Origin of the sequence: Serratia sp. 2880STDY5682894, from assembly GCF_001537385.1 — a bacterium.
In the GTDB taxonomy this organism is placed as follows: Bacteria; Pseudomonadota; Gammaproteobacteria; order Enterobacterales; family Enterobacteriaceae; genus Serratia; species Serratia nevei.
On sequence record NZ_FCJA01000002.1, the window covers coordinates 516,761 to 541,874 of the forward strand.

Annotated in this window: 27 protein-coding genes; 24 read left to right on the forward strand and 3 right to left on the reverse strand. The window is 58.0% G+C overall.

Annotation, left to right across the window (positions count from 1 at the left end):
• Position 1: 1 nt before the first annotated feature.
• From AWX27_RS07165 to AWX27_RS07230, 14 genes are all read left to right on the forward strand, one after another.
• Complete coding sequence (locus AWX27_RS07165) at positions 2-829, forward strand: Cof-type HAD-IIB family hydrolase (RefSeq protein WP_060420458.1); 828 nt, start codon at positions 2-4, stop codon at positions 827-829.
• Positions 830-934: 105 nt separating this feature from the next.
• Positions 935-1,168 (forward strand): hypothetical protein, encoded by a 234-nt coding sequence (locus tag AWX27_RS07170; RefSeq protein ID WP_038872255.1) that lies wholly within the window; start codon positions 935-937, stop codon positions 1,166-1,168.
• A gap of 78 nt (positions 1,169-1,246) precedes the next feature.
• The gene (locus AWX27_RS07175) at positions 1,247-1,645 is read left to right on the forward strand and encodes a hypothetical protein (protein ID WP_060420460.1); all 399 of its coding nucleotides are present in this window, start codon (positions 1,247-1,249) and stop codon (positions 1,643-1,645) included.
• A 71-nt stretch (positions 1,646-1,716) separates the two neighbouring features.
• Positions 1,717-3,195 carry a PhoPQ-activated protein PqaA family protein gene (locus AWX27_RS07180; RefSeq protein WP_060420462.1) on the forward strand — a complete coding sequence of 493 codons (1,479 nt, stop codon included), beginning with the start codon at positions 1,717-1,719 and terminating at the stop codon, positions 3,193-3,195.
• A 645-nt stretch (positions 3,196-3,840) separates the two neighbouring features.
• A complete protein-coding gene (locus AWX27_RS07185) occupies positions 3,841-4,380 on the forward strand; it encodes a fimbrial protein (protein WP_038872246.1) in 540 nt (179 codons plus the stop codon).
• A gap of 56 nt (positions 4,381-4,436) precedes the next feature.
• Positions 4,437-5,120 carry a fimbrial biogenesis chaperone gene (locus tag AWX27_RS07190; RefSeq protein WP_060420464.1) on the forward strand — a complete coding sequence of 228 codons (684 nt, stop codon included), beginning with the start codon at positions 4,437-4,439 and terminating at the stop codon, positions 5,118-5,120.
• Between the two features lie 55 nt (positions 5,121-5,175).
• Positions 5,176-7,758 carry a fimbria/pilus outer membrane usher protein gene (locus AWX27_RS07195; RefSeq protein ID WP_060420466.1) on the forward strand — a complete coding sequence of 861 codons (2,583 nt, stop codon included), beginning with the start codon at positions 5,176-5,178 and terminating at the stop codon, positions 7,756-7,758.
• A gap of 43 nt (positions 7,759-7,801) precedes the next feature.
• Positions 7,802-8,743, forward strand: a complete 942-nt coding sequence (locus AWX27_RS07200) for a fimbrial protein (protein ID WP_060420468.1) — start codon at positions 7,802-7,804, stop codon at positions 8,741-8,743.
• A gap of 136 nt (positions 8,744-8,879) precedes the next feature.
• Positions 8,880-9,239, forward strand: a complete 360-nt coding sequence (locus AWX27_RS25450) for a hypothetical protein (protein ID WP_060420470.1) — start codon at positions 8,880-8,882, stop codon at positions 9,237-9,239.
• Positions 9,240-9,312: 73 nt separating this feature from the next.
• On the forward strand, positions 9,313-10,608 hold the full coding sequence (locus AWX27_RS07210) for an HlyD family secretion protein (RefSeq protein WP_060420472.1): 1,296 nt from the start codon (positions 9,313-9,315) through the stop codon (positions 10,606-10,608).
• Positions 10,598-12,712, forward strand: coding sequence for a peptidase domain-containing ABC transporter (locus AWX27_RS07215; protein WP_060420885.1), 2,115 nt, complete (start codon positions 10,598-10,600; stop codon positions 12,710-12,712). The genes AWX27_RS07210 and AWX27_RS07215 overlap by 11 nt, the downstream gene beginning before the upstream one ends.
• Before the next feature lie 95 nt (positions 12,713-12,807).
• A complete protein-coding gene (locus tag AWX27_RS07220; protein ID WP_016927170.1) occupies positions 12,808-13,008 on the forward strand; it encodes a hypothetical protein in 201 nt (66 codons plus the stop codon).
• Between the two features lie 86 nt (positions 13,009-13,094).
• Positions 13,095-13,493 (forward strand): type II secretion system pilot lipoprotein GspS, encoded by a 399-nt coding sequence (gene gspS, locus AWX27_RS07225; protein WP_060420474.1) that lies wholly within the window; start codon positions 13,095-13,097, stop codon positions 13,491-13,493.
• Positions 13,494-13,607: 114 nt separating this feature from the next.
• Complete coding sequence (locus AWX27_RS07230) at positions 13,608-15,041, forward strand: EmmdR/YeeO family multidrug/toxin efflux MATE transporter (protein WP_060420476.1); 1,434 nt, start codon at positions 13,608-13,610, stop codon at positions 15,039-15,041.
• Positions 15,042-15,097: 56 nt separating this feature from the next.
• Here the strand turns inward: AWX27_RS07230 and AWX27_RS07235 are convergent, their stop codons facing one another.
• Positions 15,098-15,361: a FaeA/PapI family transcriptional regulator gene (locus AWX27_RS07235; protein WP_060420478.1), complete on the reverse strand. Its 264-nt coding sequence runs from the start codon at positions 15,359-15,361 to the stop codon at positions 15,098-15,100.
• A gap of 774 nt (positions 15,362-16,135) precedes the next feature.
• Here AWX27_RS07235 and AWX27_RS07240 point away from each other — a divergent pair.
• The 10 genes from AWX27_RS07240 (at position 16,136) to AWX27_RS07285 (ending at position 24,506) form a co-directional block, all read left to right on the forward strand.
• On the forward strand, positions 16,136-16,660 hold the full coding sequence (locus AWX27_RS07240; protein ID WP_060420481.1) for a fimbrial protein: 525 nt from the start codon (positions 16,136-16,138) through the stop codon (positions 16,658-16,660).
• Positions 16,661-16,788: 128 nt separating this feature from the next.
• Complete coding sequence (locus AWX27_RS07245) at positions 16,789-17,292, forward strand: fimbrial protein (protein ID WP_080432905.1); 504 nt, start codon at positions 16,789-16,791, stop codon at positions 17,290-17,292.
• Between the two features lie 56 nt (positions 17,293-17,348).
• Positions 17,349-19,889 (forward strand): outer membrane usher protein, encoded by a 2,541-nt coding sequence (locus AWX27_RS07250; protein WP_060420486.1) that lies wholly within the window; start codon positions 17,349-17,351, stop codon positions 19,887-19,889.
• 33 nt (positions 19,890-19,922) lie between these two features.
• A complete protein-coding gene (locus tag AWX27_RS07255) occupies positions 19,923-20,681 on the forward strand; it encodes a fimbria/pilus periplasmic chaperone (protein WP_060420489.1) in 759 nt (252 codons plus the stop codon).
• A gap of 30 nt (positions 20,682-20,711) precedes the next feature.
• Positions 20,712-21,320 (forward strand): fimbrial protein, encoded by a 609-nt coding sequence (locus tag AWX27_RS07260; RefSeq protein WP_060420492.1) that lies wholly within the window; start codon positions 20,712-20,714, stop codon positions 21,318-21,320.
• A 9-nt stretch (positions 21,321-21,329) separates the two neighbouring features.
• Positions 21,330-21,821, forward strand: coding sequence for a fimbrial protein (locus AWX27_RS07265; RefSeq protein ID WP_060420495.1), 492 nt, complete (start codon positions 21,330-21,332; stop codon positions 21,819-21,821).
• 15 nt (positions 21,822-21,836) lie between these two features.
• Positions 21,837-22,328, forward strand: a complete 492-nt coding sequence (locus AWX27_RS07270; RefSeq protein ID WP_060420498.1) for a fimbrial protein — start codon at positions 21,837-21,839, stop codon at positions 22,326-22,328.
• A gap of 14 nt (positions 22,329-22,342) precedes the next feature.
• Positions 22,343-22,897, forward strand: a complete 555-nt coding sequence (locus AWX27_RS07275; protein WP_369819288.1) for a fimbrial protein — start codon at positions 22,343-22,345, stop codon at positions 22,895-22,897.
• A gap of 39 nt (positions 22,898-22,936) precedes the next feature.
• The gene (locus AWX27_RS07280) at positions 22,937-23,779 is read left to right on the forward strand and encodes an MrpH family fimbial adhesin (protein WP_060420501.1); all 843 of its coding nucleotides are present in this window, start codon (positions 22,937-22,939) and stop codon (positions 23,777-23,779) included.
• 121 nt (positions 23,780-23,900) lie between these two features.
• Complete coding sequence (locus AWX27_RS07285) at positions 23,901-24,506, forward strand: helix-turn-helix transcriptional regulator (protein WP_060420504.1); 606 nt, start codon at positions 23,901-23,903, stop codon at positions 24,504-24,506.
• 44 nt (positions 24,507-24,550) lie between these two features.
• Here AWX27_RS07285 and AWX27_RS07290 read toward each other — a convergent pair whose 3' ends face one another.
• Together AWX27_RS07290 and AWX27_RS07295 are read right to left on the reverse strand one after the other, a co-directional pair.
• Positions 24,551-24,730, reverse strand: coding sequence for a hypothetical protein (locus AWX27_RS07290; RefSeq protein WP_038872213.1), 180 nt, complete (start codon positions 24,728-24,730; stop codon positions 24,551-24,553).
• The gene (locus AWX27_RS07295) at positions 24,727-24,912 is read right to left on the reverse strand and encodes a hypothetical protein (RefSeq protein ID WP_060420507.1); all 186 of its coding nucleotides are present in this window, start codon (positions 24,910-24,912) and stop codon (positions 24,727-24,729) included. The genes AWX27_RS07290 and AWX27_RS07295 overlap by 4 nt, the downstream gene beginning before the upstream one ends.
• Between the last annotated feature and the right edge of the window lie 202 nt (positions 24,913-25,114).

Consider the following 25,114-nt stretch of genomic DNA (forward strand, 5'->3'; position numbering starts at 1 on the left):
TATGTGGCTGGCAGTCGACGGCAAAATAAAGTACCGGGCGATCGTGAGCGATCTTGACGGCACCTTGCTCGATCCGTCCGGGAATTTATCCGATGTGACGGTGGAAACGCTCAACATTTTACAGCGTCGGGGGTTGGAAATCGTCATTGCAACGGGGCGCTGCGATGCGGATGCGCGCGGGATCGTGGATGGGCTGGGGTTCTCGCCGGTGATCGTTTCTTGCAACGGCGCGATGGTCAACATCGAAGGGCAGGCGGTGGCGGATAGAAGCTATTTTTTGCCCGCAGAGCTGCAAACCGGGCTGATCGATTTTTTATTCGCCAGCCCGTTCCACGTGACCCTGTTCACCCGAGAGGGCTGGATGATGGCCGAAGAGAATCCGCATTTTTCTGACTACGTCAAAACGTCGGGCGTGGCCTGCCGCTATGTCGAGCCTGAGGCCATGAAGCGGCAGCGGATATTGAAGGTACTGGTGCATGGCGACGCGGCGCCGATCGAGACGCTCTTTGACCAGGTCAACCAGGCCTTCGGCAAAACGCTGTCCATCTGTAAGTCCTCCACGGAAACGATAGACATCATGGATAAGCATATTTCCAAGGCCAGAAGCGTGGCCGACTATTTGAATTCCAAACAGATAGCGATGCGCGATTGCCTCTCTTTCGGCGATGCGATGAACGATCTGGACATGCTGCGCTGGGCCGGAACGGGCGTGGTCATGGGCAATGCCATGAGCGAATTGAAACGCGCTCTGCCGTTGAATCCGGTGGCGTTGCCCAATAGCCGCAATGGCGTCGCAGACTATCTCTGTCGTGAATTCGGTCTGTTCTGACGTTTTCACCGGGCGAGGTTTATTGGCAGACAAAAGGAGGTGAACGAACAGTGAGGGTTTCATTTTCTCAAAACGGAACACTTAGATTAATGCAAAGGAGCGAGTATGAAAGAACTGACTGAAGCAGAAGTTATGGCGGTATCCGGCGCGGGCATCGCTTCCGACGCCGGCAAAATCCTGGGTACGGGTATTGGCGCCATCGTGGATGCCGGCACCGGTCTTTTCGGTATCCATGCGGATGCGTCAAACGCCGGCGCAAAACTCGGTGAAGGCATTGGCGCCGTCATCGATGCCGGGATTAGCGCGTTCTCGCAGTTGTTTGGCCGCAAATCCTCTTGAGCCTCTAATGAAAAGTGCCCGCAAGGGCACTTTTAAATCAACCGCGAGCGCGGTGCAGGGAACGGGGCGGGAGGATGAATGGCAAATAAAATCATGCTGATTATGGTTATCAATCTTTTTGTGGCGGTGGCATTGGCGGTGTTTAACGTCATCTATATCCAAAAGAAGATGGATATCCGCTACCCCAGTGACGCCACCCCCTTTCAGGTCGCGGAGAAAGCGCAGGCCAGAATCCTGTCTATGAGACAGACCGCGGTGTTTTTAAACAACAATCCCGTGGTGGCGTTTACGTTGGAAATTACTGCCAAGCGCAGGCAGTTCACCCTGACGGATCATCGCGAGGTCGTGCTCTATGTCGCCATGAGTCGTTATCAGGAGAACCGCATCTATAGCGTGCTGGTGGGCGAAAACGAGAAAGATGTGATGTTCGAAAAAGACAGCTTCGGCTACCCGATATTATTTCATCACGCCTCGTGAGGCTGTTGATGCCCGTTTGCCGCCGCGCCGGCCTGCGAGGGCGGGGCAACGCCAACTATCGTGGGGGAAAAATGTTAAAGATCTCCGCTTATATTACCTTGATTTGGCTGGCTTTGGCCGTCTGCCGGTACGCCGCGGCCAAGGAGGAAGACACCTGCTTCGCTGATGAGCACCCAGCATTACAGACGGTGATCCCTTGCTATAACCAGCAACTGGCCACGCTGCCCCTGTCATTTTCGTTAAAAAGCGTGGAGAGCGGCCAACACACGGAAATTCGTCATTATCGGCTGATGTCGCAATCCTGGGCGCCGCAAGACGCGATCCGGCCGACGCAGTGGTGGCACGACGTGGACATTTATATTCCCAACGGGGCATTCACCGGTAAAGCGTTGCTGGTGATGAGCGAAGACTGCGCGTGCAGCGCCGCCGGCCCGGGAACGTCGGGCAATCAAAAGCCGGCGTTTTCCGCTGAGGCGCTGGCGGCGCAGAGCAAAACGGTGGTGGTGGTGGTCAATCGGCTGCCTTACCCGTACCTGGAATACCAAAATGAGGGACGGCGCCGTTCAGGGGCGGATAGCCGGGCGAGGGGATGGCGATTGTTCCTGGATGATGCCGATGAATATTTGATGATGCCGCTGCATATCCCGATGACGGCGGCGCTGTCACAAACCATGACGCTGGCGCAACGCGAATTGCGCCAGTGGGGGATAGACAAATTTATCGTCGCGGGCGTGTCTGAGGGGGGAACCACGGCCATGCTGACGGCGCTTTCAGATGAGCGCATCGATGCCGTGGCCGCCATTTTCCCTGAGGGGATCGCGGCGCGGCAGGTGATGAAGCATACCTATCGCACGTATGGCGGGCGTTGGCCTTTGGCGTTTCATCCTTATTACCAACTGGGCATCGATCGGCGCATAGAGACCCCGGCGTTTGACAAGCTGATGCAGATTGAAGATCCCATCGAATATCCCCCTCTGGCCGAGCGCGGGCGGCCTCCGGCACCGAAGTATTTCATCGTCGCCGGCGGCGACGAACGCTATCCGCCCGACAGCACGCGGTTTTATTTGAATAAGCTGCCGGGGGAGGTCTCGATGCGAGCCATCGCCGGCGACGAGCGCACGGTCCCCGAACGCGCCGTTCTGGCCTTGGTCAACCGTCGTCAGCGTGATATTGCGCTACCGACGATCGAGGTGCAGAGCAACGCCTCAGAGACGGCGCTGCGCACGCTCCGCTTTTCCGAGCCGCCGATCAGGGTGTTGCGCTGGACTGCGCATAACCGCACGGCCCGAGATTTTCGCTACTCGTGCGGCGTGCGTTATACCTCGGCGCCGCTGGAGGCGAACCGCGGTGAATTTCGGCTGAACGCCCCTGCACAGGGTTGGGAGGCCACCTTTATCGAAGCCGAGTTTAGCGACGGGTATATCGCGACCTCGCCGGTCTTTATCACCCCTGATGATCGCTACCCGATCGCCGCACCGGCGGGCGATGGCCTGGCGTGTGAAACCTTACCGGGCCGAGGGCTGGGGGAGGATTATCGCCATGACGATTAATCCCACTGAAAATAAGACGGAAAAGCGTTTACTGTGAATTGAACGTCAAGAGAACGCGGCTACATCGCTGAATTAACCTGCGTCAGAAGGGAACCGTTGATGATCGGCGGCGCCCTTTCTGCAGCATTATTACGCTGATTTATTGTCGGCGTTTTCTTATTTAAGAGAAAACTTCCCTTCATATTTCACCTCTTCTGAACGCTTAATCGTTATTGCCCTATTCGGTTTCGCCGTCGACGCGCCGCAGCCCCTTAGCAAGAATCAAAAAACTCTCCAGTTATTGGCTCCCGCGCGGCGTCTTTCATTTTTGTGACAACTCATCCTTACGCACATTCATTGAAGAGGAAATGAGTGGTTTATCTTGTGGATGGTGTATGAAGCACGCTGATAAACCTTTCCTTTTCGGCCAGAGGAATGAATCAAGAAACGCCTTTTTTTTGGTTTTTTTAAAATAAAAATAAGAATGATGCCAATTCGATTCGGGGTAATTATCTTTTCTCATCTTTACATTGATTTTATGTATTGCTAAAGAGGGAAAGCCAAGCATAATTAACTGTGAAAGGGGCGGAGCTCCTATTCGCCTTATCACGGATTAGCCGTGATAGGGATATTTTTAAGTTTGTCCAATCAAAAGGAGAAGTACCCATGATGGAAAAAAAAGTGATTATGTTGGCATTGGTTGCGGCGAGTTTTTCGAGTGCTTTGCCGGCCCTGGCGGCAGACGGGCAGGTTAATTTTACCGGGAATATTGTTGATGCCGCGTGCAAGGTCACAAATGACTTGAGTAATCCATTAAATGTTGTTCTGGGCGATGTGGCCCGAACGGCATTTGCGGGGGGCAAGGGATCCACTTCCTCGGCGACTAAATTTACGCTGGAAGTGACGGATTGTCCGGATACGGTAAAAAGCGCCACCGTTAAGTTCGACGGCGCGGCCGATAATGGTGACAACAACGTATTGCAGCTGACCCAGGAAACGGATGTCGCCACGGGCGTTGGCATCCAGCTGTCTGATATTTCTAATAATGTTCTTCCGCTTTACACGGCCTCAACGGCCTATCCGCTGGCTTCCGGCAGCGGCGTGAAAAACAATCTTGATTTTACCGCGCGTTATATTTCCACGCTTGCAGATGTGACTGCCGGTAAAGCCAATAGCGTCGCGACCTTCACGCTGAATTACAACTGATAATATTTTCTTGCCCGCTGGTTTCCAGCGGGCCGTATTGCCTCGGAGATAATATTATGCGGTTTAATCGCTGCAGTGCCCTAATGGGATTCATTTTATTATTATTTTTTTCTACGGCGCAGGCCGGTGTGGTTGTCGGTGGAACGCGAGTAATTTTTAACGGTGAAAAAAAAGAAGCCTCAATCAGCGTCGACAACCCGGACAACGAACCTTATTTAATCCAGTCCTGGCTGGATAATCAACAGAGCGGCGTGGATAAGATAGCCTTTATCATTACGCCGCCTTTATTTCGTCTGGATGGGCATCAGGAGAATATGCTGCGCATCGTCCGCGTCGGCGATGACTTGCCGAAGGATAAAGAGAGCCTGTATTGGATGAATATAAAGTCCATTCCTTCGACAGAACACACGGGTAAGTCGAACACGTTGCAAATCGCGGTAAAAACGCGCCTCAAACTGATTTATCGCCCTGCGGCGCTGCTCAAACAGGTTCCCGAGGATGTGACTCAACGGTTGACGTGGCAGCGCGTCGGCAAGGAATTAAAACTCACCAACCCCACGCCGTATTATATGAATTTTCATTATGTTCGCATCGGCGGGCGCGAAATGAAAGAGGTGACTTATATCGCGCCGATGAGTAGTGAAATGTTTTCATTGCCGGTTTCTGGCGCGTCGTCGGTCAGTTGGAAATTAATTAACGACTACGGCGGCACCGGCAAGGAGCATCAGTCAGGTATTTAACCGCCAGGGGATGGGCGGCAGAAGGGAATAACGAATTCAATAATGGAGCTAATGAATGATAACTCGTCAGCGTAGAGCAGCGAAGCGGGATGCTTGGCTGAAGCGCATCGTCTTATTCACGGCAACCACGGCGGTATGCGGCAACATGGCCAACCCCGCCTTTTCCCGTGACTATTTCAATCCGGCGTTGCTGGAAACGGGGCGTTCGGGCCAACAGCCTGTTGACCTGTCGGTGTTTGAAAACGGCAACCAGGTGCCCGGCAAGTATCGGGTGGATATTTGGGTGAATGACATGCTGATGGAGACGCGTGATGTTCGGTTTGTTATCAAGCCCGGCGGCGACGATAAAGCCGGCCTGCAGCCTTGCCTGACGGGGGAGGATTTACAACGGCTCGGCGTGAAGATCGAGCGGTTTCCCGCATTGAACCGCGCGGAAGAGTGCGCGAATTTGGCCGCCATCCCGCAGGCCTCGGCGCAATTTCAATTTAACCGCCAGCGGCTGGTGCTGAGCATTCCCCAGGCGGCGTTGGAAAATCGGGTGCGTGGCTATGTACCGCCCGAACTGTGGGACGAAGGGATGCCGGCGATGCTGCTTAATTACGGTTTCACCGGCAGCAACAGCAAGGGGCGCGATCGTTTTACCCAGAGCGCGAGCAGCTACTACCTCAACCTGCGGCCGGGGTTCAATCTGGGGGCCTGGCGGGTGCGGAATTACACCACCTGGAGCTACAACAGCGGCGGTGGCGGGCGGCAGTCGGAAGATCGCTGGGACACCGTCTATACCTACGCCCAGCGCAATATCATCAGCCTGAAGAGCTTGCTCACGCTCGGTGAAAGCAGCACTCCGTCCGATGTGTTTGACAGCGTGTCGTTTCGCGGCGCGCAGCTGGCCTCCGATGACGACATGTTGCCGGAAAGCCTGCGCGGCTATGCGCCGGTGGTGCGCGGCATTGCGCGCAGCAACGCGCAGGTGGTCATTCGCCAAAACGGTTATGTCATCTACCAGAGTTATGTCGCGCCGGGCGCGTTCGAGATTTCTGACATGTATCCGACCGGCGGCAGCGGCGATTTGGACGTGACGATCAAAGAGGCGGACGGCAGCGAACAGCATATGACCGTGCCTTTTGCCAGCTTGCCGGTATTGCAACGCGAAGGGCGCCTGAAATACGCGCTGACGTCCGGCCAATATCGCACTTACGATCACAGCGTGGAGAAAAAGGTTTTCTCGCAGGGCAGCCTGATTTACGGCTTGCCGGCCGGCTTTACCCTCTATGGCGGCGGGCAATTCGCCGGCCCGTATCAATCCTTGGCCTTGGGGGTGGGTAAAAACCTGGGCGAGTTCGGCGCCCTGTCGGTGGACGCGACTCAGGCCTGGGCGAAACAGGAACATCAGCCGAAAAGCGACGGCCAGTCGTGGCGCGTGCGCTACAGCAAAAACATCGTAGCGACCGGCACGAACTTCGCCATTGCCGGCTACCGCTATTCGACCAGCGGCTATTATGGGCTGCAGGAAGTGCTGGACACCTACCGCAGCGGCAACCGCTACGCCCTGACAGACCGCCGTAAAAACCGCGCCGAGATTACGCTCAACCAGAATTTATGGGAGGGGGCGGGGTCGCTTTCCCTCAGCGCGGTCAGCGAAGATTACTGGAATTCCGAGCGCAACATGCAATCGCTGAGCGCGGGTTACAACAATAGCTGGAATGGCATCAGTTACGGTTTTAACTACAGCTACAACCGTAATTCACAGGCTATTTACGGTGACTCAGACCGGGGACAACGGCGTATTTACGATCGCGACCAACTGTTTGCCTTCAATATCAGCGTGCCATTGGAGAAATGGCTGAGCAACACCTACGCCACCTATAGCCTCAATACCAGCCAAAAAGGCAATACCAGCCATACGGCGGGGCTCAACGGCACGGCGCTGGCCGGCAACAACCTCAACTGGAGCGTACAGGAAGGGTATGGCAATCAGGGCCAGGGCAACAGCGGCAATGCCAACCTTGACTGGCGTGCCACCTACGGCGAACTCGTCGCGGGATACGCTTACGATCGCAGCCAACAGCGCGTCAACTATGGCGTAAAAGGGGGCGTGATTGCCCACGAAGACGGCGTCACCTTCGGCCAGCCCTTTGGCGAGACGGCTGCCCTGGTGACGGCGGCCGGCGCCAGCGATGTGGCGGTCGGTAACCAGGTCGGGGTGAAAACCGATTGGCGCGGCTATGCCATCGTTCCTTATGCCACCCCTTATCGCAACAACTCGATTCGTCTTGATGTGGAGAGTTTGCCGGATGATGTCGATCTCGCGCTGACCAACCAGTCGGTCACGCCTACCCGCGGCGCGGTAAGCCGGGCGAATTTCAAGGCGCACGTCGGCAAAAGGATCCTGATGAGAGTCACGGATCCACATGGGGTGCCTCTCCCTCTGGGGGCCAGCGTCCGCGATGCGGATCATTCGGCGCAGCCGTTCCTGATTGGTGGGGATGGGTTGGTTTATCTGTCCGGCATGACGGAACAAGGCCGGCTCATCGTGCAGTGGGGGCGAAATGCCGAGCATCAGTGCCGCATCAGCTATCAACTGCCGGCGGAGAAACCCGCTGCAGGGATCCAAACCCTCAATGGCGTTTGCCAATAGATCTCGCTCCGTATCCATCATGACTTGTTAAGTGAGAGTGAAAATGAACGTTTTTATCAGGATATTCGGTTACGGCGCTCTGCTATGGCTGGCGACGCTAACGACGGTGGCGTATGCCGGCACCTGTACCACCAACGCGAAAACCATCCGCATGGGGTTGCTGACGCTGGCCGTGGATCCGCGTATTGAAATCGGCGAACAGTTGGCTGTCCGTACGGAAAACAGCATCAGCGGCACGACGTTTTCTTTTCTTTGCTCGGGCTCGGTGGCCTATCGCTCCCTGTCGCCGCTGACGCCGAGTGCGCTGCCCGGCGTGTTTGAAACGGGCATCGACGGCGTAGGCGTGACGATTTCGGACCTGTGGCAGAGCAATAAGAACGTGCCTTTCAATACGGCGATTTCGCCCAACCTGCTGACGCCGTGGATCAACCGCAATGATGTCAGGCTGACGTTTATCAAAACCGGCCCGATTAAAACCGGCGGTGATATGGGGGGGAAGATTATCGCCAGATATTATCTGGACTCGACCTCGGTATTGGACTTGAGCATTTCCGGCATGAAGGTCATTCAGAAAAGCTGCCTGGTGGATTTGAATTATAAAAATCAAACGGTGGACTTAGGCAGCCCAAAACGCAGCGAATTTAATGGGGTCGGCAGCAGCGCGGTGTCTTCCGAACGTAACTTCTTCGTGGTCCTGCAATGCCAGGAAGACAATATTCCGGTACAGGTGACGTTTGAAGCGGCCGGAAATTCGCCGGGCGTAGGCATGATCGCTATTGCCGACGGTTCTGATGCGGCAAAGGGCGTTGCCGTGGAGGTCCTGGACGAGAACCGTAATCCGCTCACGTTTTCCCGGCCGATTAACTATCACACCGCTGCCGAAAAAGAGATCAGAATTCCCTTAATGGCGCGTTATAAGCAGACGGGGGACATTAGCCCCGGGCAGGCCGATGCCGTCATGACATTCACCATTACGCAGAATTAAGGGAGCCGCATCAAAAATATAATGCCGTCTTTTCCCGCGGCATTATTGGTGGCATCCGGCGCTGCAGGCCGATGCCAATGCAATGACAACACGCATGTATGGCTGTGTTTGTCCGTTTAAATATGGAGATTAACCAATGAAAGAACTGTCTGTTATCGAAATGAATGAAGTGTCAGGCGCCTATTCCTGGGATATGAGCAATGGGCTGGCCGGCCTGATTGGCAGCGCCGTCACCAATGCCGCGGAAGCCGTTTCGTCCGTTGCTTTGGGCGCCGCGGTCGGCAGCATGGCGGGCGCCGTCATCGGCGGTAAGCACGGCGGCGACGGCGGTGGTCTGCTGGGCGTCGGCTCCATTGGCCAGGGCGTTGGCATGGTCGCTGCGGGTATTCTGGGTGGCGTGGCCAGCGGCGTGGCCGCGGCCGTTGTTGGCTGGGATACCACCCTGGAATACTCCAAAAAAGGCCTCGATGGGCTGATTAACGGCACCATCAGCTAAATCAATATTGCTGTCCAAGGCCGCAGCGCTCGCGCTGCGGCTGTCTCCCGGTCAGGCATGCGCAGGTCTTCCTATGAGTGATAATAAGAGCAGAAATATTTTCCGCCAGGAGGCGGTCAATTATCAACGTCAAAGATGGACCGGCAGAGCGCTGCTGATTTCCGGCGCGTCCAGCTCTGTGATTGCCGTGACGTGCCTCGTTTTTATTCTTATTTTGGCGAGCGCGCTCTATTTTTGTGAATATACGCGCAGGGTGGATGTCGAGGGGGAGGTGATCAGTATTCCGCATTCGACGAACGTTTTTTCTTCCCAATATGGCTATGTGAATCGGTCTTTCCACCAGGCCGGTGATGTGGTGGAAAAAGACGAGCCGCTGTATATCATCGATGTTTCCAGAAGCACGGCCTCGGGTAATGTCAGCCATATTGCCGCGGGTGAAATCAACAAGCAGATCGGCAATCTGGATTCGATCATCAGCAAGCTGAAAAAAAACAAAGACGCGATGCTGGAGAACCTGAGAAAACAGATCGACAGCTATGAGATAGCGTATAAAGAAACGGAAAAACTTAACCTCAGTGCCAGAGACGGCATGGAAAAAATGAGGGAGAGTTTGAAAAACTATGAGCATTACCTGACGAAAGGGCTGATTACCAAGGATCAGCTGAATTATCAGCGTTCGCTCTTTCAGCAACAGCAGAGTTCCTATCAGGCGCTCAACAGCCAAAAGATTCAGCAGAATATCCAGCTGTCGCAGCTGCGCAGCGATCTGCTGATTCGCGCCGCCGATTACGACAATCAAATATCGCAAAGCGAATCGCAACGCAGCGAGCTGCAACGCCAATTGGCGGAATCCAACGCCGGCGACCAGGTGATTATCAAGGCGCCGCTGAAGGGGAAAATCGAGTCGCTGAGCGTGACCGCCGGGCAGGTGGTCGAGAGCGGCAGCAGCCTGGCACAGATCAAGCCGATTGAGAACATCAAATATTATCTGGTGTTGTGGCTGCCGAATAACAGTTTGCCCTACGTGAAAATCGGCGATGGCATCAACATTCGCTACGAGGCTTTTCCCTCGGACAAGTTCGGCCAGTTTCCGGGGCGCATTGAATCCATCTCTTCGGTTCCGGCTTCTCCGCAGGAGATGGCGGAATACAGCAGCGGCAATAAAAGGGAGCGAAACGCCTACTACAAAGTGTTGGCGTCCATCAGCGACACGCAATTCAGCGACAAAGGGAAATATCTGGAGATCAGCAGTGGGCTGCAGGCCAGGGTGATTGTGTTCCTGGATAAGAAACCGCTTTATCAATGGGCGGTCGCGCCTTTGTATGACATAAAAAACAGCGTGGTGGGGAGAGTCGATGATGGATCATAATCTTTTTGAACGGATCAACGAAAAGTTAACGTTCTCTCTGCGTAAACGGGTGCCGAGCATCTTGCAGTCGGAGTCGTCGGAGTGCGGCCTGGCCTGCCTCGCGATGATCTCTTCTTATTACGGATTTAATGTGGATATGCTGAGCCTGCGGCAGCGATTCGGCATTTCCACCCAGGGCGCGACCCTGGGCACCCTGTCACAAATCGCGGCGCAAATTCAGCTGAAGACGCGGGCCTTGTCGCTGGACATCGATGAAATCAATCAGCTGAAAACGCCCTGCGTATTGCATTGGAACATGAACCATTTCGTGGTGCTGGTTAAGGTTCAGCGCGCGGGCTTTGTGATTCACGACCCTGCCTTCGGGCGCCGAGTGATTGGCCTGCAAGAGATGTCGAACCATTTTACCGGCATTGCGCTGGAGCTGTGGCCCGACAAGGCCTTTCAGCAAGAGACCTTAAAAACCCGTTTACGCCTGCTGGATTTGATGAAAAACATCGAGGGGCTGCCGGGGACGCTGCTCAAGATTTTTGCCTTATCGCTCGTCATCGAGTCGGTCAACCTGCTGCTGCCCGTGGGGACCCAGCTCGTGACCGACCATGTCATTCAGGCGCATGACTACAGCTTGCTGACGGTCATCTGTTTGGGGCTGATCTTCTTCACCCTGTTTCGCGCCGTGGTCAGCATCGCCAGGGCCTGGATTTCCATCGTGCTGGGGACGCTGACCGATATCCAGTGGAAGACGACGCTGTTCGAACATTTGCTGAAGCTGCCGCTGGACTTTTTCGAGAAACGGCACCTGGGGGATATCCAATCGCGGTTTTCCTCACTGGATGCGATCAGAACCACCTTTACCAATAATATCGTCGGCGGGATCATCGACGGCATCATGACGGTCGGCTTGTTCGTGATGATGATGGTCTATGGCGGCTGGCTGGTTTGGGTGGTGTCAGGCTTCACCCTGGTCTACATCCTCATCAGGATGATGACCTACCGCACCTACCGCCAATTCTCGGAGGAACAAATCGTCAAGGCGGCCAAGGCCAACTCGCATTTCATGGAGACGCTGTACGGTATTTCCACGGTCAAAGCGCTGGGCATCAAGGAAACGCGCTCCAGCTATTGGCTCAATTTGAATGTCGATGCCGCCAATACCAATATCAAAATCACCCGTTTCAATATGATGTTCGGCGGGATCAATACCTTTATCACCACGCTCGATCAGGTGGCGATACTTTGGCTCGGCGCCATGATGGTCATCGACAATTCTATGACGCTCGGCATGTTCATGGCGTTCAACGCCTATCGCGGCCAGTTCTCGCAGCGGGCTTCCAGCCTGATCGATCTGGCGATCGGCCTGCGCATGCTGTCGCTGCACAATGAGAGGATATCCGACATCGTCTTTACCGATGCGGAGGCGGAGTCCGCGCCGCGGCAGGTCTTCGAACCGGGCAAGGGGGTTGCCGTTGAGGTTAAAAACCTCACCTATCAATATGACGCGCTGTCCCGGCCGATCTTTAAAGACCTGGATATCCGCATCGCCGCCGGCGAGAGCGTCGCCATCGTCGGGGCGTCAGGCGTGGGGAAAACCACCTTGCTGAAGGTCATGTGCGGCTTGCTCAACCCAACCTCGGGAGAGATCCTGGCCGACATGATGGATATCCATAAAATCGGCGTGAATAACTACCGCAATGCGATCGCCTGCGTGTTGCAGGACGACCGGTTATTCTCCGGCTCGATCGCGGAAAACATCAGCGGCTTCGAGGTCAACGCCAATAAAGAGTGGATTGTGGCCTGTGCGATGCACAGCAACATTCACGAGGAAATCATGCAGATGCCGATGGGTTACGAAACCCTGATCGGAGAGCTGGGGAACGGCATCTCCGGCGGGCAAAAGCAACGTTTGTTTATTGCACGCGCCCTCTACCGGCGACCAAGCGTGCTGTTTATGGATGAAGCGACCAGCCATCTGGACGTTGAGAATGAATTGGCGATCAATCGGGCGATATCTTCGCTGAATATCACGCGCGTGATTGTCGCCCACAGAAAATCGACGATCGACTCGGCGGATAGGGTGGTGGCGCTGGGGGCCGCGAGCGGCGGCTAACGCTCGCCCGGCAACCCAGGCTGTCCCCGCGGCCAAAATCGCGGTAAAATGCAGCAGTTGACCTTATCGCACGCCATCAGGCCGCCGTACTCGCTATGAAAATGCGCAAACCGCGCCGTCCGCCCGGGCGGTGGATCTATTACATCCTGCATGAAGACATGCTGTGGCCCTGCCCGGTCAAATGGGAGTGGGAGAGCGGCTATAACGCCTGGCTGCCGTTTTACTATTCCCCCACGCTGGAGTTCGTCGCCGGCAACCCCGCCCGCGCCACCAAGGTCAGCAGCGGTCGGCGTTAAGCGGGCAGCGCGTGCTGCTCGCCTTGCCGCCCGGCATCCGCTCACCTAAGATCATTGCATCACCCACAGGTTTTCCGGGAGCTCCCATGTCTACTCTGTTTCGCACTTCTCTTTGCGGCGCGGTGGCGTTGCTGCTGCTGGCGGGCTGTCAGCAAACGGCGCATAAACCGACGCCGCCGCTGCAGGCGCAGTTGGATCACATCGCTTCGATGCTGGCCGGCGGGCACTTCCTGCGCGTGGACTGCGGGCGCAGCGATGTGCCGGACGATGTCAAATTGCAACGCACCGCGATGCGAGCGGCGCAGCATCGCGGCTGGGATACGCAGGCGGCAGGGTATCGGCAGCTGCCGGCGCTCACCCAGGCGCGCTACCTGACTCTGCAGCAGGACAATCAGCTGCTGACGGACAAATGCACCACACTCAGCCGCAGCACCGCACGCTTTATCGCGGCGGCGCAGGCCGATCAGGAAGACTACATGGAGTAGCGCGACGGTGTGCCTTTCGGGCGCTCGTCGCGGGCGCCCAAAAATTCTTTGCAGGATAACGATTTATCGCTCATCATTTGAAATGATGTTTCACTTTTATCCATCGAGCCCACCTTGAACCTGTATGCCGCCCTGCGTCAGCGCGTGGAAAATACGCCCTGGTACGCCAAACGGAAAAGCTACCGCGTGCTGTTCTGGCGCGAAATCACGCCGCTGGCGGTGCCCATTTTTCTGGAGAACGCCTGCGTTCTGTTGATGGGGGTGCTGAGCACCTTTCTGGTGAGCTGGCTCGGTAAAGAGGCGATGGCCGGGGTGGGGCTGGCGGACAGCTTCAACATGGTGATCATCGCCTTTTTCGCCGCGGTGGATCTCGGCACCACCGTGGTGGTGGCCTTCAGCCTCGGCAAGCGCGATCGTCGGCGCGCGCGCGCGGCGGCGCGTCAGTCCCTGGTCTTGATGACCGGCGTGGCGCTGCTGTTGGCGGCAGGCATCCATCTGGCGGGCGAACCGATCATCGATGTGATCGCCGGGGCGGCCTCGCCGGAGGTGAAGGAGCTGGCGCTCTCTTACCTGCAGACCACGGTGTGGAGCTACCCGGCGGCGGCGATTGCGCTGATTGGCAGCGGCGCATTGCGCGGCGCGGGCAACACCAAGATCCCGCTGCTGATCAACGGCGGCATGAATATCCTCAATATCATCATCAGCAGCATTCTGATTTACGGCATGCTCGGCTGGCACGGGCTGGGCTTCGTCGGCGCCGGGCTGGGGCTGACGATTTCCCGCTATATCGGTGCCATCGCCATTCTCTATGTGCTGGCGATCGGTTTTAACCCGGCGCTGCACATCACGCTGAAAAGCTATTTCACGCCGCTGAAGATGAGCATCCTGTGGGAAGTGCTGGGGATCGGCATTCCCGCCAGCGTCGAATCGGTGCTGTTCAACGGCGGCAAGCTGCTGACGCAGATGTTCGTCGCCGGCATGGGCACCAACGTGATCGCCGGCAACTTCATCGCTTTTTCTATCGCTTCGCTGATCAACTTGCCGGGCAACGCGCTGGGCTCTGCCTCGACCATCATCGTGGGGCGGCGGCTCGGCAAAGGCGAGATCGGCCAGGCGGAGCGGCAGCTGCGCCATATTTTCTGGCTGTCGACCCTCGGGCTGACCGCCATCGCCTGGGGCACGGCGCCGCTGGCCGGCGTCTTTGCCGCGTTCTATACCTCGCAGGATGACGTAAAAACGGTAGTGAAAACCCTCATCTGGCTCAACGCCGCCTTTATGCCGATCTGGGCTGCTTCCTGGGTGTTGCCCGCCGGGCTGAAAGGCGCGCGCGACGCCCGCTTCGCCATGTGGGTGACGATGCTGGGCATGTGGGGCTGCCGCGTGGTGGCCGGCTATGTGCTGGGCATTGAACTGGGCATGGGCGTGGTGGGCGTCTGGCTGGGGATGTTTCTCGATTGGGCGGTGCGCGGCGCTTTGTTTTACTGGCGCATGGTCAGCGGGCGCTGGCTGTGGAAATATCCGCGGGTCAGGCGCACGGACGCCGGATAGTCTCGTCCGTGCGAAGCCTGCCGGTAGCCTGGGGGACACCGGCAGGAAAAACGCGTTCAGAGGGAAGGGTACCAGCGCAACGACTTATTGACCGGCCCCGGCGTGACCAACACTTTGCCCCTGCCGGCCAGATTCAACAGCAGGTTGCGCGCCTGATAGATGGTGATGTCGTTAGACTCGGCCAGCTGGCGAGTGGTGGGCCACTCGCCGGGGGGCGGGGGGGCCGCACCGTTGGCCACAGGGCAGAGGCGGTGCAGCGTGGTTAATAAATGCTGCTGCAGGTTTTGTAATTCTTGTTGTTTTGGCGTGCGTTTTATCATGTCAGCCTCCCTTAAGCCTCAGCCGAGTTTTGATATAACGGTAAGCGTCTCCCGGACAATAATGCTCTGTTCCGGCAATACCCTTCTTGAACCGGTCGCGAACGCCTGCCTGAACCCGATATTTCCGTTGCGATAATCCCGCGGCACTCACCGATCAGAAGGGGTAACGGGGTGGCTAAATGCTCAGCCTGCTGTATGTAATGGCTGTAATTCATATCTTTTCTCCATTATTTACTGCCCGGTGCCGGTTTTTACCGGACCGAATTGATAAGCCTCCCTTTCCTTTTCCGGATCATTATAACGCAAATAGAAAAAAGGCGATCAATAATGTCGCGTGATATATATTTTACGAGATAATTGACTGGCGTTGTTAATTTTACGATCTGTTGTTTCGCAAAAATATATTTGCCCTGTGGTTTTTGGGCTTATATCTCGTATTTATTGCTTTTGCCGGAAATGACTTTTCAAATTGTCGCGGTTTTTGTAACAATATTCGGGCCAAGACAAGCGAATAAGTTAAATCTTAGTGTAATTTTCATGATGGGTAGTAAATTTTGTGGAAATTTAAAGATTTGATTTTTTTCTTTCTCGTCAGCGTGAGTTTTGCTGAATACCTAAAATGGGTAATGATGAAATAAAATACGCGATTTAATTATCGTGAGGGTTTGCTTTGTCTGCGGATAATACCGTTTTCATTCTGGATTATATAAATAACTGTTAAAGGAACGGGAGCGATCCTGCGCTTTTTACATAAATTAAAGGAATAAGTGAATTATGAAACTGAACAAAATCATGCTGGCAGCGGCTCTGGCGTTTGGCGTTTCTTCTCTGGCGCATGCCGGCGATCAGGGGCATGGCAAAGTGACGTTTACCGGTTCCATTATTGATGCGCCTTGCTCCATTTCTCCTGAGACCGTGGACCAGACCGTGGATATGGGCCAGGTTTCCAACGTTGCGTTGAAAAATGGCGGCAAATCGGCGCCACGCCAGTTCGATATCAAACTGGAACAGTGCGACAACTCGACGCTGAAAACCGTCACGACCACCTTCGAAGGCAAAGCCTCTGCCGCCAACAAGGATCTGCTGGGAATCGTCGGCACCGCCAGCGGCGCCAGCATCGCCATCACCGACACCGCCAGCAATCCGATCAAGCTGGGCACCGCCACGGCTCCGCATAACCTGGGTGCCGGTACCAACACGCTGCGCTTTGCGGCTTACCTGCAGGGCGACGGCGCTTCCGCCAGCGTGGTTCCGGGTGATTTCACCGCCGTAGCCGACTTCAAGCTGGCTTACCAGTAAGCCTGCGCCATTGGCGTGACTTTTTGCATGCGGGGGTTCCCCGCATGCATTTTTCCAAGATGGAAGGGCAGATGTCAGGAGGTTCAGTGCGCCGATTTATTCACCCTTTAGTGTCTCCTTGCATATTGATGGCCACGCTGATGAGCCCGGCCGTGTCGGCGGCGCCCAGCTCTCAAGGCTGGGGGCGCGTAAATATGCAAGGAGCCATTATTGATACCGCTTGCGCGATTGCCGCCGGCAGCCGCGAACAGACTATCGATATGGCCGTAATGCCGACGGGAAATATGATGCGTGACGGTTTGGGCAATACACATGCCTTCACCATTGAATTAATCAACTGCACGCTTGAGCGCCCGAAGCCGAATTTACCGGACTGGCGGCAGTTTCAGGTAGTTTTCGACGGTGATGCCGAGGGCGATTTATTCGGCGTGCACGGCGAAGCGAAAGGCATCGCGCTGCAAATATCCGATGGCCTGGGGAATATTGCCGCGCCAGGTCGGCCGTTGCCGCTTGGCGATATAACGCCAGGCAGCATGTCGCTTAATTATTCCATAAAGCTGGTTGCCAATAATCAACCGATGCGTGCAGGGGATTATTTTTCCGCCGTGCGTTTTAAGCTGGATTATTACTGAGCGCTGCGATTGCGGCGAGCCGCAACGCCAGAATTATACGATATAAGGTTAGGGATATGATGTTGTCGCCTGCTGGGAAGCTATTTCGTTTTCAGGTGCTGGGGTTATGTATCACGCTGGCGCTGGGAAGCTCATCAACGTGGGTATATGCCGAAGACGGTATTCAGTTTAATGCCGACATTTTGGACGTGAACGATCGCAAAAATATCGACCTAAGCCAATTTTCCCGCAGTGGATACATTATGCCGGGAAGTTACAGCATGGTGGTTCATCTCAATAAAAGCGAGTTACCCGAGCAGAAAATCCCTTTTTATCCGCCGGACAACGAACCTGACGGCAGCCGCGCCTGCGTCGGCAAAGCGCTGGTCGATCAGCTGGGGCTGAAATCGGCGGCGATGCAAACGCTCACCTGGTGGCATCAGGGAGAGTGTCTGGATGAGTCCAGCCTGAAAGGGATGGTGTCGCGCGGCGATCTGGCGACGGGCGCGCTGTATTTAAGCGTGCCGCAGGCCTACCTGGAATACAGCTCGGAAGACTGGGATCCGCCGTCGCGTTGGGATGAAGGCATTCCGGGCCTGCTGTTCGATTACAACGTCAACGCCCAGAGCCGGCAGCAGCAGCAGGGCGGTACGCGGGGGTACAGCGTCAGCGGCAACGGCACCGCCGGCGCCAACCTCGGCGCCTGGCGCCTGCGCGCCGACTGGCAGGGGCAGGTGAACCATCAGACCGGCAGCGGGCAATCGACCGACAAACGGTTGGACTGGAGCCGTTACTACGCCTATCGGGCCGTTTCCGCGCTGCGCTCGCGCCTGACGTTGGGTGAGGATTATCTGGATTCGGGCATTTTCGACAGCTTCCGCTTCTCCGGCGTGAGCCTGGTGTCGGACGACAACATGCTGCCGCCTAACCTGCGCGGCTATGCGCCTGAGGTGGTCGGGGTCGCCAAAACCAACGCCAAGGTGACGATCAGCCAACAGGGGCGGGTGATCTATGAAACTCAGGTGGCGGCGGGGCCGTTTCGCATTCAGGACATCAACGACGCCATCAGCGGCGAACTGGACGTGCGGGTGGAGGAGCAGGATGGCAGCGTGCAGGCGTTCAAGGTCAACACCGCCAGTATTCCGTACCTGACGCGCCCCGGCTCGTGGCGCTTCAAGCTGGCCGCCGGCAAACCTTCGGACTGGCAGCACCATTCGCGCGGGCCGCTGTTCGGCACCGGCGAGTTCTCTTGGGGCGTCAGCAACGGGTGGTCGCTGTATGGCGGGGCGCTGCTGGGCGGCGACTATAACGCGCTGTCGCTGGGGATAGGCCGCGATCTGATGATGTTCGGTGCGCTGTCGTTCGACGCCACCCAGTCGCGGGCGCGGTTGCCGCAGCGGGATGAAACGCTGAGCGGCGGCTCTTATCGCGTGAGTTATTCGAAAACCTTCGACGAGCTGGACAGTCAGGTCACCTTCGCAGGCTATCGCTTCTCGGAGGAGGACTTCATGAGCATGGGCGAATACCTCGATGCGCGCTATTACGGCAGCCGGGTCGGCAACAACAAGGAGATGTACACCATCACCTTCAACAAGCAGTTCCGCGACTGGGGGCTGAGCAGCTATCTCAACTACAGCCACCAGACCTATTGGGATCGTCCGTCCAACGATCGTTACAACCTGACGCTGTCGCGCTATTTCGATCTCGGCGAGATAAAAAACCTGAATCTGTCGCTGTCGGCCTACCGCAACCGCTACAACGAAACCAACGACGACGGCGTGTACCTGTCGCTGTCGATGCCGTGGGGCAACGGCGCCACGCTCAGCTACAACAGCACGGTGAACCGCAACGACAACACGAACCGGGTGGGGTACTACCAGCGAGTCGATGAGCACAACAACTATCAGCTGAGTGCCGGCAGCTCGCGCCGCGGCGCCAACCTGAGCGGCTACTACAACCACGAGGGCGATGCGGCGCGCCTGAGCGCCAACGCCAGCTATCAGGAAGGACGCTACAGCGCCGTGGGGCTGTCCGCGCAGGGCGGCATGACGCTGACGCCGGAAGGCGGCGCGTTGCACCGCGTCGGCATGATTGGCGGCACGCGCCTGCTGCTGGACACCAACGGCGTGGCCGGGGTGCCGGTACGCGGCTACGGCAGCACCGTCAGCACCAACCGCTTCGGCAAGGCGGTGGTGGCGGACGTCAACAGCTACTACCGCAACAAGGCCAGCATCGATCTGGACAAGCTGGGCGACAACGCCGAAGCCACCCGCTCGGTGGTGCAGGCTACCCTGACCGAAGGCGCGATCGGCTACCGTCAGTTTGACGTCATCGCCGGCGAGAAGGCAATGGCGATCGTCAAACTGGCGGACGGCAGCACGCCGCCGTTCGGCGCCACGGTGCTGAACGCCCGTAAACAAGAAACCGGCATCGTCAACGACGGCGGCAGCGTCTACCTGAGCGGCATCAACGCCGGCGAGATCATGACGCTTCACTGGAGCGGCGCGGCGCAGTGTCAGGTGCAGCTGCCTGCCACGCTGCCGGCCGACATGCTCACGCGTACGCTGCTGCTGCCTTGCCGGCCGATCGCCGCGGCGCCGGCGGAGCCGGTTGAATAAATTCATCATCCTGAATTTGGAGTTATCGACAACATGCAAACTTTTTCTCTGAAAACCGCGGCGGTGCTCGTGTTGCTGGGCGCCACGGTGTCGCAGCACGCGCAGGCGGCGATCGCGCTCGACCGCACCCGGGTGATCTTCGACGGCGGCCAGAACTCGGTCAGCCTCAACCTCAGCAACCAGAACAAACAGCTGCCGTACCTGGCGCAGGGCTGGCTGGAGGACGAGCAGGGCAACAAGATCCAGAGCCCGCTGGTGGTGTTGCCGCCGGTGCAGCGCATCGAGCCGGGCAAACCGAGCCAGATCAAGATCCAGGCGCTGCCGGCGGCCAAACAGCTGCCGCAGGACCGCGAGACGCTGTACTACTTCAACCTGCGCGAGATCCCGCCGAAGAGCAACAAGCCCAATACGCTGCAGATCGCGCTGCAGACGCGCATCAAGCTGTTCTACCGCCCGGCGGCTATCGTGCCGAGCCGTACCGACATGGCGACGCCGTGGCAGGAGCAGCTGACGCTGACGCGGCAAGGAGAGCGTTACCAGGTCAATAACCCGACGCCGTACTACATCACCATCGTCGATGCGGGCAGCAAAAAGGGCGGCGAGGGCGTGAAGGGGTTTGAGCCTTTCATGATCGCGCCGAAAAGCCAGGCGAGCCTGACCGTCGGCGCAGCGGCGCTGGGCGGCAGCCCGGTGCTGACCTACATCAACGATTACGGCGGCCGGCCGCAGCTGAGCTTCAGCTGCAGCGGCACGAGCTGCAAGGTGGTGCCGGAGAAACGGACGGCTTCATAACCCGCGCTGTGAGCCATTCAGGGGTAAAGGATGAAACGAGAACGGAAAAAAATCGGCGCAGGCGCGTTGCTGCTGGCGCTCAGTTTGGGCGTGATAGCGATGCCGCCGGCGCAGGCTGACGAGGTGGACAACTGGCAGGTAGAGGGCGCCAATGGCGTGCTGCAGGTGTACGGCGCGCTGACGGAGAGCGCCTGCCGGTTGGAGATGACCAGCGCGCGGCAGGACATCTGGCTGGGTGAGACCGGCACCGCACGGTTGCGGCAGGTCGGCGATCGCGGGCAGCCGGTGGCGTTCGAACTGCGCTTGCAGGATTGTCTGCGCACCCCGGGCGGCCAGCGTGATGCGCGCACCGGCGCGTTGACCTGGGCGCCGAATCAGCCGGCGGTGACGGTCAGCTTCGGCTCGACGGCGGACAGCGACAACCCGCAGCTGGTGAAAGCGCAGGGTACCACCGGGCTGGGGCTGCGCCTGCTGGACGGCCGCGGCCGCGACGTTCGTCTGGGCAGCCGCGGGCAACCGCTGCTGTTGACGCCGGGGCAAGATGCATTGAGCTACAGCGTGACGCCGGAGCGAACCGCGGCGCCGCTGATGGCCGGCGCGTATCGGGCGACGGTGGATTTTAGGCTGAGTTATGACTGAGGCGAGGCGATGGCACAGAAGATAACGCGTTGCCGGGCAGCGTTCTGGCTGGCGGGGATGCTGGCGCTGGGCCAACTGCCGGCGCAGGCGACCACGGTGAACGTGCGGGTCACGGTGCTTTCGCCCCCCTGCATCATCAACGGCGGGCGCCCGATTGAGGTGGACTTTGGCGATGAGGTGATGACCACCCGCATCGACGGCGCCAATTATCGGCGGGCGGTGAATTACACGCTGACGTGCAGCGGGCAGAGCAGCAACGGGCTCAAGCTGCAGGTGCAGGGGGCGGCGAGCGGTTTCGACGGCCAGCTGCTGCGCACCAGCAAGGACGGGCTAGGCATTGCGCTGCTGAACGGCGGCCGCCGCTGGCCGGTCAATCAATGGCTGAGCTTTACCTATCCGGCCGCGCCGACGCTTGAGGCGGTGCCGGTGAAATCGGCTTCCGCCAGGCTGACGGCGGGCGAGTTCACCGCCGGCGCCACCATGAAGGTGGATTACCAGTAACGCGGGAGCGAGAGCATGAAACAACGTTTTACGGCGAGCGTGCTGCTGTGCGCCGCGATGGCGTGCCCTTTCGCCTGGGCGGAAAAAACGGTCGACATGCAGTTTCGCGGCACGCTGATCGCGCCGCCGCCCTGCACCCTTAACGACGACGGGATCATCGACGTGGACTTCGGCGATCGCGTCGGCATCAACAAGGTTGATGGCGTGAACTACCGACAAACCATCGGCTACCGCATTCGCTGCGAACCGGGAATCGGCAAATGGGACATGCTGCTGAGCCTGACCGGCACCGCCGCGACGTTCGACGAAGCGGCGGTGCAAACCAATCGGCGCGCTCTGGGGATCCGCATTTACCAGAACGCCCAACCGTTCAAAGTGGGCAGCGCACTGCCCGTCGATCCCGCCAAACCGCCGTTGCTGGAAGCGGTGCCGGTCGGCAAACCGGGCGAAGCTTTGACGGAAGGCGCATTCGAGGCCGCGGCGACGCTGCGGGCCGACTACCAATGAACAAGGAGGCGCGCGTGAAAACAATACAAGCCCGCCGCCGGCCAGGCGGCCACGGAGCCATCGGCCTGCTGTTGCTGACGCTGGGCGTGAACGGCGCGGCGCACGCGGTGGACAACCTGCGCATGCACGGAGCGCTGGTGGCGGAGCCTTGCGTCATCCAGCCGGGCGACGAAGACATCGAGCTGGATTTAGGCACGCTGGTCGACAAATACCTGTACCTGAACCAGCGCACGCAGGGGCAACCGTTCGAGCTGCGGCTGACGGAGTGCGATCTCAGCCTGGGCAAGACGGTCTCGATCACCTTCAAAGGCACGGAGAATGCGCAGCTGCCGGGGCTTTTGGCACTGGCGGCGAGCAGCCAGGCGCGCGGGATCGCCATCGGCATGGAAACGCCGCAGGGGCAGCCGTTACCGCTCAACAGCGCCGGCGGCAAGTACCCGTTGCAGAACGGCAGCACGGTAATCGGCGTGCAGGCTTATGTGCGCGGCGAACCGGAAGCGATCGCGAAGCGAACTATCGGTCGCGGCGCTTTCAGCGCCATTGCGACTTTCAGTCTGGATTACCAATGAGCGCCGGGCTCCGGCACCACAGAATAAGGATATGACGCGATGCAGCGTGTTCACTTCAGATGGATGTACTTACTGCTTGGCCTGCTGCCGGGGCTGTGCTCGGCGCAAATATACTCGTACGTGACCAAGAGCACCGGCTCCCCCAGCAACGCGTCCTATGAATTTGTGCTCGAAAGCTGGGATACGGACGATTCGTCGCCCAATCCCTGTTTCCAGCAGGCTCAGTGCGCGATTGGGATTAACCACCGGCATACCAGTTCTAACACCGGCGGTAATGCAGGCGTGTCGCCATCCGCTTATGTCGTCGGTTCGGCACGTTATCCGCAAATTACCAAATTGGCGACGATGGGCGAGCTCAGTCGCTTTTACCAGAGCATCAATGCGCTGCCAATAAAAGGCTCGACTTTCCACAATGGCGAAGCCATTACCCAAGAGTGTGTTGGGCTGTTTTACAACACTCGTTCAGGCTCTGGGGTCGGTGACAGCAATGCGATCCTGATGCCCGGTAGCATCTGCGGCATCGTACCGCCGCCGGTCGGCGTGTGTGGCATCGATGAGCAACAGCTCGATCTGAACCACGGTGTGTTGTCGGACACCGAACTGACGGGCAACACGGCGCGCGGCAGCCTGCGCGTGGTGTGTTCGCAGAAGATGACTATCGTCATGTATATCCGCGTCGGCAGCAATGGCCGCCTGGAGCTGGGGAATTCCGGTGTCTACAGCACGCTACGGGTCAATGGCGCTCTGGGTAACCAAGGTTACCAGTTCACTGCGGATCCGCGTGGCGTCACGGTGCCAATCACTTCCACGCTCGGCGTGACCGGAACGGTCAAGGCCGGCGATTACTCGGGGCAATCGGTCGCCATTCTGGCGCTGCCGTAGCCGCATTACCCCCGCCGCGCGCCGGTGCGATACCGCGTTATGTCGTTGAGCCGCCCGCCATCGGGGGGATGGCTCACGCTCGGCGGCGGCCGGGAAGGATTATTTCAAAGGGAGCGTGCCGATGGAAAGCACCATCACTCTGGCGTTTATCGATAATGACCGTTTCTTTATCGAAGGATTGCAGCGGCTGCTGCTGGCGTATTTTTCGCGCCGAGGTATGCGGGTTCAACTGCTGGACGCCGCACAGGCGCACCGGGCGGATATGGTGTTCCAGTCCGTGGAGCGAGACTGGCAGGCGCGTTTCTGCCTGCGTTCAGTGAGCGGCAGCCGACCGATCAACTTTGCGCTGCGTGAGCCGGGCGATATTCGTTGGCGCGATAAGCCGCGTTGCATCAGCGAAACGGGGGTGATCTTCCGCAATGACTCGCCGGACAGCGTAGTCAGACAGCTGGACCTGGCGCTGGCGGCGCGGGCGCAAAGCGGGGCAGCGCACCGCTGCCATTGGTGCGAACGGCAGCGCATTACCCGCCGCGAGCAGGACGTGATGCGCTATCTGGCCTGTGAATTGCCGCAGACCACCATTGCGCGCAACCTGCACCTGAGCGTGAAAACCGTCAGCAACCACAAACAGGCGGCGATGAGAAAACTGGGTTTCAAACGCAACGCGGATCTCTACCACTGGCTGCGAATGGGCGGGTTGAAAACCGTAGAGCGGCCGCGAGGGTGACGGCGCGGCTCAGGCGCCAGACCTACGCCTGAGCCGCTGCGGCGTCAATACAGCAGGGTCATCGCGCTGAAGAACAACAGCGTCAACGCGATGATGATGACGTTTTGCGTGGCTTTGCGCACCAGCTTACCGGCGCTCAGACGGCTGTCGATGACGTAGAGCAGCGGCACCATCAGTAGCACGTAGGCAAACATCAGCATGGCGGTAAAAGGCTGCACATTCATTCCGGCGGCTCCTGTGGGTCATCTTGGCCGATCAGGTGCACCAGCACGGCCTCTGTTTGATGGGGAAGCCCGACAAAGGGCGAATGGACGGGGTGAGCCGGCTCGAACGGCAGGCCGGCTCGCCGCGTCTTCACCGCCGCTTGCAGGATCTTCTTTTGGTGTCTTTGCGTGTGGTCGACCATGCGCCTCCGAATAGGGCCGCCCGCAGGCGGCCGACTGCCATATTGCCCATTAAGGTGGAGAAGGATTGCGGGCCACTGCCGGGGCCACGCACTCATAATATTGCGAATGATAATTATTATCAATAATGAAAATGAAAAAATTAAGGGTATTGCGGGCGGCGCATCAGGCGGGGCGTAAAAAGAAAAAGCACGCCTTGCGGCG